Source organism: Paenibacillus sp. OK076 (assembly GCF_900110055.1).
Lineage (GTDB): Bacteria > Bacillota > Bacilli > Paenibacillales > Paenibacillaceae > Paenibacillus.
Genome location: NZ_FOCH01000005.1, coordinates 211,593 through 229,047, shown reverse-complemented (window position 1 = coordinate 229,047; position 17,455 = coordinate 211,593). Strand labels below are relative to the sequence as shown.

The following is a 17,455-nucleotide window of genomic DNA, read 5'->3' as shown; positions in this document are numbered from 1 at the left end:
ACAAAAATAAACTTATGGTTAACGATAGGGCATGAAAGCATTTTCAAATAAGGCGAAATTAAAGAAACACAGGTATAAACTAAAGAAAAGTTCCAGGTGACAAGTTAATGTCAGAAGGCAGATGATATACTTTAGACAGGAAAACAGCATCGGGGGGAACATGTGACTTGAGAATTGTTAGCGTTTACAAAAATTTCTTTAAAAATAATATGTTTATGAAGATGCTGTTCATCTTCTCCATGATTTCGATTGTAACGATTATTACCTTGTCCTATATCATTTTCCTGTCAGTGTCCGATGCCACGATTCGCCGAGAGCTGGCGATCCAGAAAGCGGCTATGGAGAGTGTTGACCGATATATTCATCAGCAGTATGAATCGGTGCAAAACATGGTGAGAGATATGCATCAGAATGAGGCCTTATCAGCCAATATCACCTACCTGATGAATCACACGTACGCCGAGTATGTACAGCATCTGACGAATGGCTATTATGCGAATCAGGATGATTATTCAGCTGATGTACTGAAACATTTTCAGAATATCATGGATCGCAATTCGGATATCAATCAAGTGATGTTATATAGTGCTGAGCGACAGGATCTGTCCAGCTTCAATCAACATAAGCAGTTCAGAAAGCTGAACACCAATGTTGCTCATTCCTATATTCCTGACGTGATGGCGATGGAGACACCGAATATCAGCGCACCAAACTATTGGATTCGTAAAGAAATTGATCAATGGGACCCGGCGCTGTATGCGATTCGGGTGCCTATCAACGATACACAGACCCTTCGAAATTTGGGACAGTTCCTTGTGTTCTTTGACTCAGCAGGTATTGGCAACGCTTTGGATAGTTATGAAAGTAATCTCAAGGGAGAAATTGTGGTGCTGTCAGCCAAGGGTACGGTATTGTTCGATTCCAACAGTAACTATTACGGCAAGAAGTACCCGTATATCAATGTGGCCGATTCCCTGTTTGATCAGACGGATATGGACTCGATGAAAAAGGAGCGAAATATGTATGTGAACAAGTTTGTCTCGGCGGATCAGGGATATGTGGTCGTTGGCACGGTTCCTGTGGATGAGATGGCTGAGGCCTACGCGGGTACACGCAATACAATCGTTTCGATTAGCATCATATGTATCCTGTTTGCAGTGCTGGTTCCGGCATTTTTCATCATTAATTTTGCCAAACGCACCCGCAGAATCATTCGTTTCACCCAAAGGGTGAAATATGGCAACCTGACAGCACGTATCGATGATGCCCGTGATGATGAGCTCGGACAGATCTCGCACAGTTTCAACGATATGCTGGATGAACTTAATCAATATATTGAGCGCGTCTACAAAGCCGAGATCAAACAAAAGGAGACAGAACTGGTCGCTCTCCAGGCACGGATTAATCCTCACTTTCTCTATAACACGCTGGAAGTCATTCGAATGAGGGCGATTTCGCAGGGGGCGAAGGATGTTGGAGAGATGATTTACAGTTTATCCGTGTTATTCAAGAGCCTTGTTCAACAGAAGAAAAATTATACGCTCAAGGATGAGATGGAAGCTTGCCGTTTATATCTGGAATTGTTCCGAATCCGGTATAAGGATATTTTCATGTACTCTATTCAGTTGGACACTGTGCATAACCAGCATCCGGTGGTCAAGCTATCCCTGCAGCCGATTATTGAGAACTATGTGGTGCACGGCATTCAGACAGAACGTTCGGATAATCAATTAACAATCGTTGTTGAAGAAATGGGCGACGCTTTGCAGGTAGAGGTCAGAGATAATGGCAAAGGCATTGAGCCTGAACGCCTGACTGAAATTTTAGAAGAACTGGAACGTCCGGAAGAGTCGGGTAAAATGTTTGGACTGCGCAGCGTACACACCCGTTTGCGTTTCCTGTATGGACCGGAATTCGGCATCACGATAGAAAGTACACTTGGAGAAGGAACCCTGATCAGGGTACGTTATCCTCATACAGAAGGGACAGGTATTTAATATGTACAAGGTATTTATAGTGGATGATGAACCGTTCATCATTGAAGGGTTGTACGATATTTTGGATTGGTCGTCATTCGATATGGAAATTGTAAGCCATGCCGGCAATGGACAGGCCGCATTAAACGCCTTGTCCGCGCAGCCTGTGGACATACTGATCACCGATATTTCCATGCCATTCATGAATGGTCTGGATCTGATTCGGGAAGCAAGGCAATTGCAGCCTGACATCAAGGTAATTATTCTAAGTGGTTTTAATGAGTTTGAATATTTGAAAGAGGGCATGCAGCTGGGTATCGAAAATTACCTGCTCAAACCGATCAATGTGGAAGAACTGGAATCGACGCTTCGCAATACGGCTTCCAAGCTGGACCATACGTTGTCTCCTCAAACAGATGATGCTTATGGTGTTCAGATTCTGAAAGACAACATCCTTCATCGATGGCTGACGGGACAGATCGCGGCCACGGAATTCGAGGAACGGGCGCAGTTCTTGAATCTTTCGCTGGATGCACCTGATGTTGCAGTAGCAATACTGCGCACTAAAGGAGAAGCATCCGGCATGTTCGAGCGAGTGGAGGACATGCTGAAGGATAAGTCCTATGTGAATATATTCCATGACATCGACGGAGATATTGTCATTGTTGCCAATATGCATGCAGGCGAGGACGAGAAAAAGAAATTTATGGAGTGCCTTCAGGCATTATCCGCTGCGCTGTGTGAGACACATCCTGCTGTTCTGATTGGGGCAGGAAGTCTGATGCGCGGACTCCACCATGCTCCTGCAAGCTATCAGGAGGCGAAAAAGGCGCTCCAGTATGTGATGATCTATCCCAATCTCAAAGTGATCGATCATGCCATATTGGAGAAGGGTGGAAGCTCTGCTTCTTCCTTCTCGATCGATTGGAAGGAGTACGCGAAGCTCATTCTATCCCGTAATGCAGAGCTGCTTGCGGAGCGAATTCGGGTTGATTTTGAACAGCACCGCGACGGGGTTACTCCGGCTGAGTTGCAGAATATCGCACTGGAAGTGGTCATTCGCTTCAAGATGGAATTGGAGGGCATCAAACATTCGGATGAATCGGCTATTTACCAACGTGGACTTCGCCTTGTACTGGACAGTGGAACGTTTGATGAACTTGTTCAGGCGTTGCAGCAGGTGGGGACAGAGACGATACAGTCTCTGCTTCAGGATTTAAAGAATCCAATCGTCAACCAGGTGCTTCAACATATTGACAAACATTACGCAGAAGAGCTTTCCCTGAAGCTGCTGGGTGCTCACTATCATCTTCATCCGGTATATTTGGGACAACTGTTCCACAAGGAGACGGGGGAGACTTTTGCCGAATATATCAATAAATACCGGATCGAACGTGCCAAGGAACAGCTGCGCAATTCGAATCTGAAAGTGCATGAGATCGCAAGGAATGTGGGGTACTGGGAAACCGGATATTTCTATAAACAGTTCCGCAAGTATGTGGGAATTTCACCAACCGATTTTAAGGTTTTTGGATAATTTACAGTGGATCACCGATTGGACCAGTGGACTGAACTAAATGAGACATTCTGGGGACAGGAGGGCATGCAATGGAGTTGGTGCCAAATGTTACTCAGCATGTCTTTTTGATGTAAGCGATTTATTCAAATCGGTACAAATTCATGAATCGGTACTGATTTCTCTTTAATTTGTACCTCGAAATATTAAGTTTATCTTCTTTTTGAAAATGCTTTCATTCGATAAGGTTAAAGCAGTTAGTTTGTACAGCTAAAGGGAACACGAAAAGGGAGGATCAAGGAAATGAGTAAACAAAGAAAAAGTTTTTCTCTCGTTCTTGCATTGTTGATGGCGGTTACACTCGTTCTTAGCGCCTGTGGAGGAAGCAAGGATGCTTCAGAATCAGGGGAAGCAGGAGAGGCTCCTGTCGAGCTGATCTGGTACACCATTGGTACCCCTCAGAAAGATGTTAATAAAGTGATGGAAGAAGTCAGCAAGTACACGAAAGAAAAAATCAATGCCACAGTTACAATGAAAATGGTTGACTGGGGTGACTATCCGCAAAAGATGCAAGTTAACGTAGCATCCGGTGAGCCAATGGACATCCTGTTCACCTCTTCAGGCGGATTCGATTATGTTCAAAATGCTAGAAAGGGCGCATTCCTTGAGCTTGATGATTTGCTCCCTAAATATGGTCAGGACCTTATTAAAACGATTGATCCTGCATTCCTGAGCGGTTCGAAAGTAGACGGACACAATTACGGTATTCCGGCCAACAAAGAGCTGCCTCAACAAGAGGTATGGCGTTTCAACAAAACGCTGCTTGATAAATACAAAATGGACATCTCCAATATCCGTACGTTGGACAGTCTGGAGCCTTTGCTCAAAACGATCAAGGAAAATGAGCCAAGCGTGACTCCATTTGGAATGGATAAAAACTTCGTTCCTTATGTGCCTTACGACTACGTCATTCAGAACTTGCCAATGGCAATCAAACTGGATACGACGGATTACAAGATCGTGAACATTCTGGATACTCCGGAAATGAAAGCAGCACTCAAAACGATGAGCAAATACTACAAAGCTGGTTATGTATCACCAGAGGCAGCAACAACAGGCTCCACCAATGACCTGACCACATCAGGCAACTGGTTCCTGGATCGTGCACAGACACAACCGCTCGCGGACAACCAATGGTCAGCAAGCTACGGATATCCGGTAGTTTCCACACCAGCTAGTGACGCGATCATCACCAACACGTCTGTACAAGGTTCGATCATGGCTATCTCGGCCAACTCTGAATATCCGGAGAAAGCAATGGAGTTCCTGAACCTGTTGAATACAGATCCAGTGCTGCGCAATATGGTTGATTCCGGTATTGAGGGCGTTCACTACAAAAAAGTGGATGACACGCACATGGAAAATCTGGCTGAATCCAAGAACTATGATATGCCTTCTTACTCCCTCGGCAACAACATGTTGTTGTATCTGAACAACAATGACCCGGATAACAAATGGGATGAGTTTAAGAAGTTTAATGCAGAGGGTGTAAATTCCCCAATTCTGAGCTTTAACTTTGACTCAAGCAAAGTGTCGTCGGAACTGACAGCAGTGCAGAATGTCAAAGAGCAATACTGGGCCGCATTGATGACAGGTACGCTGGACCCAGAGAACAATTTGGAGCAAGTGATTGAGAAGTTCAATCAAGCCGGACTTGAAAAAGTGATGGCTGAAGCCCAAACCCAGCTTGATGCCTGGAGAGCGGCAAATAAGTAAGGGTAAATTCAGGGATCGGGCCGCTGCTTGTTGCGCCCGATCCTTTTTCATTCAAGCCTGAAGGAGGATCTCCATATGACCGCATTTTTGAAAAATCTGATTAGAAACCGAGTCATGCTGTTCATGGTGCTGCCAGGCGCCATCTGGTTCTTCTTCTTCTCCTACTTGCCATTGGTGGGTACAGTAGCAGCATTCAAACAATATCGTTTCAGCCGCGAAGGCTTCTGGGCCAGTCTGATGAAGAGCGAATGGGTGGGTTGGGATAACTTTAAATTCCTGTTCAGCACCAACGATGCTTGGCTCATTACTCGAAACACGCTTTTTTATAACCTTGCGATTATATTTCTGGGGCTGGTATTCGCTGTAGGTTTGGCGATTCTGCTCTCGGAGCTGGTCAATAAACGATTGGCCAAATTGTATCAAACAGGTATGTTCCTGCCGTATTTCCTATCCTGGGTTATTGTCGGTTATTTCGCGTTCAGCTTCCTGAGCATGGACCGGGGGATGTTGAACCAGATTATTGGGTGGTTCGGTGTGGAACCGATTCAGTGGTATTCGGAAGCGAAGTATTGGCCGTATATCCTGGTGTTTGTAGCTTTGTGGAAAACGATCGGGTACAACAGCATTGTCTATCTCGCTTCCATTCTGGGGATTGATCGGTCGCTGTATGAGGCAGCCATGATCGATGGAGCCAATAAGTGGCAGCAGATTCGCAACATTACGATTCCTTTGCTCTCACCGATCATTATTATTATGACGTTGCTGGCTGTGGGCCGCATCTTCTATGCCGACTTTGGTCTCTTCTATCAGGTTCCAAGGGATTCGGGTACGTTGTATGCCGTTACCAATGTTATTGATACGTATGTGTATCGTGGCTTGAAAACAAGTGGTGAGATTGGCATGAGTACCGCTGCCGGATTGTATCAATCCGTTGTAGGCTTCGTGCTCGTTATCATTTCCAACTACGTAGTACGCAAAATCGATAAAGATAGCAGCCTATTCTAGGATAAGAGAAAGGAGTGAACCACTGTGGCTCAAATCGTAAAAAAACGCGACTTCCATCATGTATCCAATGGCTGGAACGTCATTATGAATATTTTGGCCGGACTATTCGCTTTAATCTGTGTATTTCCTTTCGTGTTTGTAGTGATCATCTCGTTCACGGACGAGAAAGCACTGGCCCGTGACGGGTACCGACTGATTCCGAAGGAATGGAGTCTCGCAGCCTATCAGTTTGTGTGGCAGAGTGGAGACACGCTGCTGCGTGCTTATGGGGTAACCATTCTCGTGACGGTGCTGGGTACCATCATCAGTCTGATTCTAATGTCGCTGTATGCTTATGCAATTTCCCGCAAGAGCTTCCGTTATCGGAGATTTTTCTCCATATTTGCCATTCTGACCATGTTGTTTAATGGCGGGATGATTCCGACCTATATGGTCGTGTCCCAGCTTCTTCATTTAAAAGATAGCATATGGGCACTGGTTCTGCCGCTCGCAATGAATGCCTTCTATATCATGATCCTGCGTACGTTCTATTCAACCAGTGTGCCGGATGCAGTCATTGAATCCGCGAAAATTGATGGAGCCGGAGAATTCTATACGTTTATGAAAATTGTCATTCCATTATCGCTGCCAGGGCTGGCGACAATCGGATTGTTCAGTACGCTCGGTTATTGGAACGATTGGTTCAATGCACTGTTATATATCGATAATCCCAACCTCGTACCGCTGCAATCGATGCTGATGCGGATCGAGTCCAGCATCCAGTTCATCCAGCAGAACTCGGCGAACAGCTCGATGAGTCTGGCGGCGATGCAATCCATCCCGCAGGATACTTCACGGATGGCCATGGTGGTTCTCGCCACGTTGCCGATTATTTTCGCATATCCGTTCTTCCAGCGTTACTTTGTACAAGGTCTGACGGTCGGAGCTGTCAAAGAGTAACCGAATCACTTCTATAGGGTGGAGGCGTTGAAGGATGATGATATATAAGGACAAAAGCAAATCCGTAGAAGAGCGAGTAGAACATCTGCTGAGCTTAATGACGACGGAAGAAAAGGCGGGTCAGCTCATCCAGCCTTTTGGTTGGCAGACATATACGAATGATCAGGGGAACATTACGCTGAATGAATCCTTTAAGCAGCAGGTGGAAAACGGGGGCGTAGGCTCCCTGTACGGTGCACTTCGTGCAGATCCATGGACGGGTGTTACGCTTGAAAATGGACTGTCTGCCAGAGAAGGGGCAGAAGCAGTAAACCTTATTCAGCGTCATGCTGTAGAGCAGTCCAGACTGGGGATTCCCATTCTGATCGGAGAGGAATGCTCGCACGGACATATGGCGATTGATGGTACGGTCTATCCGGTCCCCCTGCTCTTGGGAAGTACCTGGAATGTGGATCTGTACCGTGACATGTGCCGGGCGGTCGCTCGCGAGACGCGTGCTCAAGGTGGTGCGGTAACGTATTCTCCGGTGCTGGATGTTGTACGTGATCCACGCTGGGGGCGTACCGAGGAATGCTTTGGCGAAGACCCGTATCTTATTGGTGAGCTAGCTGTTGCTTCCGTGCAAGGACTTCAGGGCGAGCGTTTGGACCAAGAGGATGCGGTAGCGGCTACACTGAAACACTTTGTCGGTTATGGCAGCTCGGAAGGTGGACGCAATGCGGGACCGGTGCATATGGGCTGGCGTGAGCTGCTGGAAGTAGATCTGTATCCGTTCCGCAAAGCTGTTGAAGCAGGCGCTCAATCCATTATGCCGGCTTATAACGAAATCGACGGTATCCCGTGTACGGTTAATACGGAGCTGCTGGATGACGTTCTGCGAAAAGATTGGGGCTTTGACGGTCTGGTGATTACGGACTGCGGTGCCATCAACATGCTCGCAAGTGGGCATGATGTGGCGTCAGATGGATTGGAAGCATCCGTACAGGCCATTCAGGCAGGTATTGATATGGAAATGTCCGGTGAGATGTTTGGACAATATCTGGTGCAAGCGATCTCGGAAGGCAAACTTGAAATGCATGTAATGGATCAGGCTGTCCGCCGTGTGCTGGCACTGAAATTCAAGCTGGGATTATTCGAGCAGCCTTATGTGGATGCCGATCGAGCGGCAGAAGTCATTGGCAGTGAAGAACATATTCAACTGGCACGCCAATTGGCTGCAGAAGGTGTGGTCTTGCTCAAAAATGAAGCTGCAACGTTACCTCTGTCGACGGCAACAGCGGGCCGAATTGCTGTTATTGGTCCTAATGCAGACCAAGCCTACAACCAGTTGGGCGATTATACTTCCCCCCAACCGAAGTCCAAAGTGGCTACGGTGCTGGATGGCATCCGCAGTAAGCTTGCTATAAGTGAGAGTGGGCAAGAAGAGGAGGACTCAGATGGACATTCGAATGTTGGTGATCAGGTGCTCTATGCACCGGGATGTCGCATCAAGGGTGATTCAAGAGAAGGGTTCGAGCACGCAATAGAAACTGCACGTCAGGCCGATACGGTCATCATGGTCGTTGGCGGCTCGAGTGCCCGTGATTTTGGTGAAGGAACGATCGATCTGAAGACAGGTGCTTCCAATGTGTCCGATAACTCATGGAATGATATGGAGTGTGGAGAAGGCATTGACCGCATGACGCTTGGGCTTGCAGGAGTCCAGCTGGAGCTGATTCAAGAGATTCACAAGCTTGGCAAAACACTTGTCATTGTTTATATCAACGGTCGCCCGATCACCGAGCCTTGGGTGGATGAACATGCCGATGCCATTCTGGAAGCATGGTACCCAGGCCAAGAGGGTGGGCATGCCATTGCGGACATCTTGTTCGGTGAAGTGAATCCGTCCGGCAAACTGACGATATCTATTCCGAAGCATGTGGGTCAATTACCGATCTACTACAATGGCAAACGTTCACGCGGCAAGCGTTATTTGGAAGAGGATCTGGAGCCTCGTTATCCATTCGGATATGGACTTAGCTATACTACTTTTGATTACAGTGAGCCGAAGCTAAGTACAGAATCGATGACGGCCGACGAGACTGTCACCGTATCAGTGGAAGTCACCAATACGGGTTCTTGCAGAGGTGCAGAAGTCATTCAGATGTATGTATCTGACGTGGTCAGCCGTGTAGCACGCCCAGCCAAAGAACTGAAGGGGTTTGAAAAAGTGATTTTGGAACCTGGAGAGACGAAGACGGTAGCCTTCCATATTGGAGCGGAGCAGCTGCAATATATTGGTCGTGATCTCACGCCTGTCGTTGAACCAGGACAATTCCATATTCATATCGGAAGACATGTGAACGATACGCAGTTCGCCGAGCTGACGGTAGAGGAGGCGTAAGGAAATGGAACGCATCAGACGATTTATTCGCGAGTTGTCCGAACGTCAGTGGTTGGAGCAAATGGAGCTGCGCAGCTGGGACATCAGCCGCGCTTATTATAAAGTACCAGCACAATACGACCATCAGAAGGCTTATCCAGAAGGGGAGGGATTGAATCGTTTCCCGAGTGATCAGGGAACGACTTATTTCTTCCGTACACGGCTGGATGTACCTGCCTCCTGGCAGAAAGAACCTTACGGACTTGTATTTGAATCCGGTGGGGAAGGCTTGCTTCGGGTGAATGGACATTCCTATCAGGGGCTGGATCGTAATCATACGTATGTCACACTCGACCCTTCCCGAATAGGGGCTCAGCCTGAACTTGAGATTGAGTTATTCGATCCGGTACCCGAACCTGTTGATCCATTGAATCAACAGGCGGTTATTCAGCCGCCGATTACATCGATCAGAAGTTTGCTGGTGCGACCGAATGAACCTGTTCGCAGTCTGATGTACACGGTCACCATTGTGCGTGATTCCGCGGTGCTGCTGCCGGAAAGTGATTTTCGCCGGGTGCGCCTGCTGGAAGCGATCTATCGGGCGATGGATCAATTTGTAGGCCTGGCAGAAGAGGCTGTCAAGCAGGGGAATGACATCCGCAGTATCGAAGATAGATTGATCCATGAAGTGCGGGAGATTGGTGGAAACGCCGAAGGCTTGGAGCATATGGTGGGGCAATCGCACATCGATATTGCCTGGTTGTGGCCTGTACGTGAGACGGTGCGCAAGACCAGTCGTACATTCTCCACGGTGGATGCACTCATGAATGAATATCCGGATTATGTTTATTCCCAGAGCCAGCCTTTGCTGTACGCTTTTCTGAAGGAGCATGATCCCGAGCTGTATGAACGGGTGAAGAAACGCATTGCGGAAGGACGCTGGGAACTGGTTGGCGGGATGTGGGTTGAGCCGGATCTGAACATTCCGAGCGGGGAATCCCTGATTCGTCAGATGTTATATGGTCAGCGTTTCTATATGGAGGAGTTCGGCAAAACATCACAGATTGAATGGCTGCCAGATACATTTGGTTATTGTGCTTCCCTGCCTCAGATCCTGAAGCATGGCAATGTGGAGTACTTCATGACGACCAAGCTCGGATGGAATGATACGAACGTATTTCCATATGATCTGTTCCACTGGGTAGGCATTGATGGCACGTCCATCCTGTCTTATCTCAATCATGGTGTTAACGAGCATACCTTGCCGAAGGATATTCATGATCATTGGCAGTCATACCGTGAGAAGGCGGCGCATCCTGAGCATATGCTTCTGTACGGGCATGGCGATGGTGGCGGCGGCGTGACGCGAGAGATGTTGGAGTACGTGGACCGTTCCGAGTTGATGGTGGGCCAACCGAAGAATGGTTATAGTACCGCCGGAGCCTTTTTTGACGGAATCGAGAAGGCGCAGCCTGATCTTCCGAAGTGGCATGGCGACTTGTATCTGGAACTTCACCGGGGTACCTATACGACCCATGGCCGCAATAAGCGCAACAATCGGAAGGCTGAGGTGCTTTATCGCGAAGCGGAGCTCTGGAACACACTTGCCCTACCGGATATGGAGCCGCAGCAGGATGCTGAAGTACGTTCGGCGCTGCATGATGGATGGAAGCTGATTTTGCTGAATCAATTCCATGATATTATCCCTGGTTCGGCCATAACGGAATCCTATGTAACGTCGGATGAGGAGTATATTCGGGTATTCGAATTGGGTAGAGAAGGACTGAATCAAGGTGTTGCTGCATTAACGAGGGGAATTAATACGCAGGGGCCAGAGGGTTCTGTTCCTTATGTTGTGTTCAACAGCCTTGGCTGGAATCGAAGTGAAGTCGTTCAACTTCATATGCACGATGGATTGGATCGCTACGTTATAGATGTTGAAGGTCAGCGTTTGCGCATGGATCGGGAAGATGGCCAAATTTCGGTTCTGGTGACGGAAATTCCAGCGTTTGGTCATAAGACGATTTGGCTCGTACCGGAAAATGCAAGGGAAACAAATGTACGGGAAATGGCGAGCATTGCTGGGCAAAAGAACTTTACAGATACATGGGAAACCGAGTATTACCAAGTTCAGTTTAACGAGCTTGGCGAGATATCCCGCTTGTGGGACAAGACAGCAGAACGCGAGATTCTGAAGCCAGGTGAACGCGGCAATCAATTTCACTTTTTCCATGACCGTCCGACGCTCTGGGATGCCTGGGATATCGACAGCCGTTATGAGGCTCAGGTTGCTGGAGAAGTGGAGCTCTTGGAGAAAAAACTGGTTTTGGCAGGTACTACGAAGGACGTACTTCGTTTTCAGTGGAAGCTTCATCAGTCTGTGATTACACAGGATATGGTGTTCTATCATGACAATCGACGGATCGATTTCAAAACCCATGTAAGCTGGAATGAAGATCATAAATTGCTCAAAGTGGGCTTCCCGATCGATATAGTGACTTCCAAAGCAACCTATGAAATTCCATTTGGTGCATTGGAGCGTCCAAGTCATCGCAACACGAGTTGGGAGCAGGCTCAGTATGAAGTGTGCGGACACCGCTTCGCAGATGTCGCCGAGCACGGATATGGCGTCAGTCTACTTAATGATTGCAAATATGGATACGACGTACAAGGAAGCACGATTCGCCTTTCCTTGTTGCGTGCACCGAGATGGCCTGACCGGACTGCGGATATTGGAGAACATGATTTCACCTATTCCCTGTATCCACATGAAGGCGACTGGAGAAGTGCACATACGGTACGTCAGGCAGCCGAATTGAACCATGAAGTGCCTGTGCATCAGGCGGACCAGAACGCAGGCGTACGCCCTTCAACTGGAGCCTGGATCGAATTCGATAGCAGCCACGTCATTTTGGATACGGTCAAACCGGCAGAGGCAGGACACGGTACAGTGCTCCGTTTCTATGAATCTTCCGGCAAGCGTGAACGTGTGACGCTGCAATGGCCGCATGCATTTGAACAAGCTTATCTCTCCAATGCTTTGGAAGAAGCAGGTGAGCCTTTGGATACCACCAATGGTCAGATTACATTATCTTTTAAACCTTACGAAATAAAAACCGTGCTATTACGGTAAACCTTTTTGAAATACTCTGAGCTATGTAAGCTCAGCTTTTTATTCACACGTTAACGGAGAGGACAGAAATAACCTGAAGAAGTGAAATGTTCGCCTTTATCCCCGGATTTTAACCTTCTGGAGAAGGGAATCAAAAAATCTGGGGATAACAGCGATCGGAAGGTTATTCTGTCATCGTAGTGGCTAGTGTGAATGTTCTCAGCTGATCTTGCTACAGCTACACCATCCAATTTGTTTAAGGAGTGCACTCATTCATGGAACAATTCAGACTACCCAAAATACCGATGCCACCTGTTGCATTGCCACAAGCCGTACAGGCTGTAATGGAAGAAGCAGAGCAGAAGCTGGCGCATCGACCGAAGCTGCTTCAACTATTCAAGAACTGTTTCCCGAATACGATTGAAACAACAACGAAATTAATGGATGACGGCACAACCTTTGTCATCACTGGCGATATTCCAGCTTCCTGGCTGCGTGATTCTGTGGAGCAAGTGGTGCATTACATTCCATTTGCCAAGGAAGATCAAGACCTGCAACGCATTATTGGCGGTCTGATCAAGCGTCACATCCAGTACGTTCATATTGATCCATATGCTAACGCCTTTAACGAGACAGCCAATGACTGGCACTGGAACACCACCGACGTGACCGAGATGTCACCTTGGGTGTGGGAGCGCAAATTCGAAATTGATTCCTTGTGCTTTGTCGTGCGTCTCGCTTATTTATATTGGAAAGAAACCGAACTGACGGATATTTTCGATTCCAGCTTCAAAGCCGCCATGCGCAAAATCGTGGATTTGTTCAAGGTGGAGCAGCATCACATGGAGCAATCACCATACAGCTTTACCCGCAATAACGGTATTGCTACGGATTCAATCCGCAATAACGGACGAGGCATGCCCGTCAATTACACAGGCATGATCTGGTCTGGTTTCCGTTCCAGTGATGATGCGTGTGATTTCCATTACAACATTCCAGGCAATATGTTTGCCGTCGTTGCCCTGCGTCAGATGCAGGAGTTCGCGGAGTGGGTATTCCGGGATATGGAGTTCCTGCAGGAACTTAAGGATCTGGAAGCCGAAGTAGATCATGGTATCCAGCTGTACGGTATTTACCGTCATCCTGAATTTGGCCCGATCTATGCTTATGAGACGGATGGATTCGGCAACTACTGCCTGATGGACGATGCGGGTACACCGGGACTGATGTCTATTCCTTATCTTGGTTACGTCACAGCGGATGATCCGATTTATCAGAATACGAGACGTTTTGCGCTCAGCAAAGAGAATCCGTTCTATTATGAAGGCAAAGTTGCCAAAGGAATCGGCAGCCCGCATACACCGCCGGATTACATCTGGCATATGGGTCTGTCCATGCAAGGATTGACGGCCCAGTCTGCTGAAGAGAAGCTCGAAATCATTCGGATGCTGGAAGCAACGGATGCGGATACAGGATATATGCATGAAGGTTTCCATGCCGACGATCCGACGATTTTTACGAGAAAATGGTTTGCTTGGTCCAACAGCCTGTTCTCCCAGTTGGTCTATAAATCCATGAAGGATGGTTTGCTATGAGCAGCGCACAGGTGAAGAGAACCAAGTTGATTATTTTCTCTGATCCAACGTTTCCAGTGGAGGGTACTTTGCCAACGCAAGGTGCTCTTGATTCATGGAAAGCATCGGAAGAGATCATCGTTGTGGGCGCGGATGAATTGGCTTCGGCTTTGAGCACAGCGGCAGGTGAAGGGTGTTTCGTGAACCTGCATGCGCCTTATTTTCCAAAATCCGCTTGGACCGCAATTGCAGCTTTTCTTCATCAGGGCGGAAGCCTGATCAGTGTTGGCGGTGCACCATTCAAACGTCCTGTTCGTCAGGAGAATGGGGCATGGATTTCCGAGTCGGAACAAACGGCGTATCACCAGGAGCTTTATATTCATGAGGCATTAAAGGTATCCGCAGCCAAAGTGGATTCACTAATTTCCTCAGAAGATATTTCACTCCTTGCAGGCAAAGAGGGACTGTTCGAGAGTGCGGATACGTGGAATCTGGTACCTCATACAACCAAAACAAGCGATTTGCCACATCAAATGGGTTCCTCAGGTCCGATGAGCACGCAGATTTCTCCGCTGCTTCGCGGCCGCAGCAAGGATGGTCGCAGCATCGCTGCCCCAATCGTATTATGGGAAAACTCCCGCAGTACGTTTGCCGGTTCGCGCTGGCTGTTTGTGCATCTGCCTTTGACGGCTGCTTTCTGGGAACAGAACGGAGCAGCTGAAATGGTGAACTGGGCGCAGTATTGCGCCAAAGGTGTAACCGAGCTATCTCTGAAGCCGAACTATGCTGCATATGATTTGGGTGAACGAGCCTCACTGATCCTCCAAACCCAAATTCTACAGCGTGCGGGCAGCAGAAGAAGTGAGCCGGAACTTTGGACCATTGATTTAACCGTTGAACGGGAAGATCGCACAAACGGCACGGTAGAGAAGGTATGGAATCATCAACTGGAGATGGAACTTTCCGGCGAACAGCGTTTTGAACGGATTCTTCTTCCGTTTTCAATCGAGAGCGGGCTGTACCGAATCATCGGTCGTGTTCAGGCACCGGATGGAGAAGTTCGCATACTGCGGCAGGGCTTCTGGGGTCAGGACGCAGCTTTGCTCGCAGAAGGGGGAGTCATAACACGCAGCAGAGATTATTTTATCAAAGACGGTCGTCCGCTGCCTGTTGTTGGTATGACCTACATGACCTCGGACGTGGCACGGAAATTCCTGTTCCTTCCCAATGCGGATGTATGGGATCGGGATATGGCACAGATGGCGAAAGCCGGCATTAACTGGATTCGGACCGGAATTTGGACTGCCTATCGCAACATGATGCAGGTGGATGGTCATATGTCCGAGGATGTACTGCGTGCTATTGATGCGTTCCTGTTAACGGCAAAACGGCATGGCCTTCAAGTGACGTTCACCTTTTTCTCTTTTACACCCGAGACGTGGGAAGGAACAAATCCATATTTGGACCCGCAGAGCGTAGATGCACAGAAACGCTTCATTCGCAGCATTGTGAGTCGTCACAGACATTCCACACATGTGGACTGGGACTTGATTAATGAACCGTCGATGTTTGATCCTGTGCGCATATTCTCCGATGGGCCACGTTCGGCAAGAGATTCATATGAGCAGCAGGCGTTTATCGCGTGGCTTCAGCAGCGGCATCAGACGATTGAAGCGTTGCAGGAGGCATGGAACATGTCACCTAAGCAGCTCCCTGACTTTACAGCAGCAGTCATTCCTGAACCGGAAGAGATCAATTTCGATGTACAGGATATGCACAAGGCTAAAAAAGGAACACGCTGGCTTGATTACTGTCTCTTCTCGATGGAGATGCATAATGTTTGGGCGAGAGAGCTTGTAGGCACGATCAAGGATCTTGTTCCCCATCATCTGGTTACCGTGGGACAGGATGAAGCTCTCGGAGCACAGCGGCCTTCACCGTTCTTCTACGAGAGTGAAGTGGATTATACAACCGTGCATTCCTGGTGGCTCAACGATGACCTGATCTGGGACGGTATTTTCGCCAAAACACCACATAAACCCAATCTCATTCAGGAGACAGGCATCATGTATGTGGAAACCCCGGATGGCCGGGCCAAACGCACAGAGGAAGAGCTTCACAGCATTCTGGAGCGCAAATACGCCTATGCCTTCTCAACAGGCGGAGCCGGAGCAGTGCAATGGATCTGGAATACGAACTTCTATATGGATAATGCCAATGAATCTCATATTGGAGCGCTGAGAGCGGACGGTACAGAAAAACCTGAAGCCGATGTGTCTTACGATTTTGGCCGATTCATGGAGCAGATTCGAGACCTGTTTACTGATCGTGAGCTGGAGGACATTGCGGTGGTCTTCCCGTATTCCAACGACTTCTCGAACCGTTCCCTGGCCTACGATGCAACCACAAAATTGACGCGTGTGATGGCTTATGAGCTGAAGCAGCCATTCCGGGCTGTATCCGAGTATCATCTGGAAGCATTGAAGCAGCAACCTCCGAAGCTGATCATGGTTCCGAGTCCTCACAACATGGACAGCGATGCGTTAAGCGAGCTATTGAACTTCGCGGAGAATGAAGGAGCTACGCTGCTTATTACGGGCCCGCTCGGGTTGGATGCTTATTGGAAAACAAGTGATCGGGTAGATCATCTTGTTGGCCAGCGCAGTCTGGGCAACGTACAGCGAGAAGAAATGCTGAATATTAACGGGGTGAATCACCGCGTCACGTATGGTCGTCGCCGGATTGCCGAGGTGGCGAAGGAAACGTTGCTTCATGCGGAGAATCATACACCTGATGAAGTAGTCGTACTACCATTAGGCAACGGCAAGTTGATCTGGAGCCCGCTGCCGCTGGAGCTGAACAGCCGGGATGAGCCGCTGGCTGACCTGTATCGATATGCGTCAGAAGTGGCTGGTATTGAAAATGAACTGGAATGGATATCTGGCGGTGATCTGGCAGGGATTTATGGACGGAAGCTGAGCTTTCCGAAAGGCAATCTATACGTATTTGTATCGGAGTTCGCTTTGAATCATGAGGTGAAAGTCAGAGATACACGTACGGGAGCCATATATACGTTCCTGTTGGAGAAAAATCGCTCCGTGCTGTTTGCCACAGATGCGGCCGGACAGCTGCAAGCCGTATATCGACCGGATGAAGTAGAGATTGTACAACAAGAGGTAGAGGGGGAATAATACA

9 protein-coding genes are annotated in these 17,455 nt (G+C 48.2%); all 9 read left to right on the top strand.

The genetic code is table 11. The features are described 5' to 3' along the window. Positions 1 to 209 precede the first annotated feature (209 nt). Positions 210 to 1,997, top strand: a complete 1,788-nt coding sequence (locus BMY78_RS27735) for a sensor histidine kinase (protein WP_177185901.1) — start codon at positions 210 to 212, stop codon at positions 1,995 to 1,997. Position 1,998: 1 nt separating this feature from the next. Continuing rightward, on the top strand, positions 1,999 to 3,513 hold the full coding sequence (locus BMY78_RS27730; protein WP_090904504.1) for a response regulator transcription factor: 1,515 nt from the start codon (positions 1,999 to 2,001) through the stop codon (positions 3,511 to 3,513). A 282-nt stretch (positions 3,514 to 3,795) separates the two neighbouring features. After that, the gene (locus tag BMY78_RS27725) at positions 3,796 to 5,268 is read left to right on the top strand and encodes an ABC transporter substrate-binding protein (RefSeq protein ID WP_076290896.1); all 1,473 of its coding nucleotides are present in this window, start codon (positions 3,796 to 3,798) and stop codon (positions 5,266 to 5,268) included. A 75-nt stretch (positions 5,269 to 5,343) separates the two neighbouring features. Next, positions 5,344 to 6,273, top strand: coding sequence for an ABC transporter permease (locus tag BMY78_RS27720; protein WP_076290895.1), 930 nt, complete (start codon positions 5,344 to 5,346; stop codon positions 6,271 to 6,273). A gap of 84 nt (positions 6,274 to 6,357) precedes the next feature. Next, positions 6,358 to 7,212, top strand: coding sequence for a carbohydrate ABC transporter permease (locus BMY78_RS27715; RefSeq protein WP_205525065.1), 855 nt, complete (start codon positions 6,358 to 6,360; stop codon positions 7,210 to 7,212). Positions 7,213 to 7,246: 34 nt separating this feature from the next. Further along, positions 7,247 to 9,595, top strand: coding sequence for a glycoside hydrolase family 3 N-terminal domain-containing protein (locus BMY78_RS27710; protein ID WP_177185895.1), 2,349 nt, complete (start codon positions 7,247 to 7,249; stop codon positions 9,593 to 9,595). A 4-nt stretch (positions 9,596 to 9,599) separates the two neighbouring features. After that, complete coding sequence (locus tag BMY78_RS27705) at positions 9,600 to 12,707, top strand: alpha-mannosidase (protein WP_090904503.1); 3,108 nt, start codon at positions 9,600 to 9,602, stop codon at positions 12,705 to 12,707. A 254-nt stretch (positions 12,708 to 12,961) separates the two neighbouring features. Next, positions 12,962 to 14,281, top strand: a complete 1,320-nt coding sequence (locus BMY78_RS27700; RefSeq protein WP_090904502.1) for a glycoside hydrolase family 125 protein — start codon at positions 12,962 to 12,964, stop codon at positions 14,279 to 14,281. Beyond that, complete coding sequence (locus BMY78_RS27695; RefSeq protein ID WP_090904501.1) at positions 14,278 to 17,451, top strand: beta-galactosidase; 3,174 nt, start codon at positions 14,278 to 14,280, stop codon at positions 17,449 to 17,451. The genes BMY78_RS27700 and BMY78_RS27695 overlap by 4 nt, the downstream gene beginning before the upstream one ends. Positions 17,452 to 17,455 lie beyond the last annotated feature (4 nt).

What these genes read in the sequence shown, in the direction of transcription:
- BMY78_RS27715 (WP_205525065.1), top strand. Translation starts at nt 6,358, where the DNA reads ATGAATATTTTGGCCGGACTATTCGCTTTAATCTGTGTATTTCCTTTC.
- BMY78_RS27705 (WP_090904503.1), top strand. Translation starts at nt 9,600, where the DNA reads ATGGAACGCATCAGACGATTTATTCGCGAGTTGTCCGAACGTCAGTGG.
- BMY78_RS27735 (WP_177185901.1), top strand. Translation starts at nt 210, where the DNA reads ATGTTTATGAAGATGCTGTTCATCTTCTCCATGATTTCGATTGTAACG.
- BMY78_RS27720 (WP_076290895.1), top strand. Translation starts at nt 5,344, where the DNA reads ATGACCGCATTTTTGAAAAATCTGATTAGAAACCGAGTCATGCTGTTC.
- BMY78_RS27710 (WP_177185895.1), top strand. Translation starts at nt 7,247, where the DNA reads ATGATGATATATAAGGACAAAAGCAAATCCGTAGAAGAGCGAGTAGAA.
- BMY78_RS27725 (WP_076290896.1), top strand. Translation starts at nt 3,796, where the DNA reads ATGAGTAAACAAAGAAAAAGTTTTTCTCTCGTTCTTGCATTGTTGATG.
- BMY78_RS27730 (WP_090904504.1), top strand. Translation starts at nt 1,999, where the DNA reads ATGTACAAGGTATTTATAGTGGATGATGAACCGTTCATCATTGAAGGG.
- BMY78_RS27700 (WP_090904502.1), top strand. Translation starts at nt 12,962, where the DNA reads ATGGAACAATTCAGACTACCCAAAATACCGATGCCACCTGTTGCATTG.
- BMY78_RS27695 (WP_090904501.1), top strand. Translation starts at nt 14,278, where the DNA reads ATGAGCAGCGCACAGGTGAAGAGAACCAAGTTGATTATTTTCTCTGAT.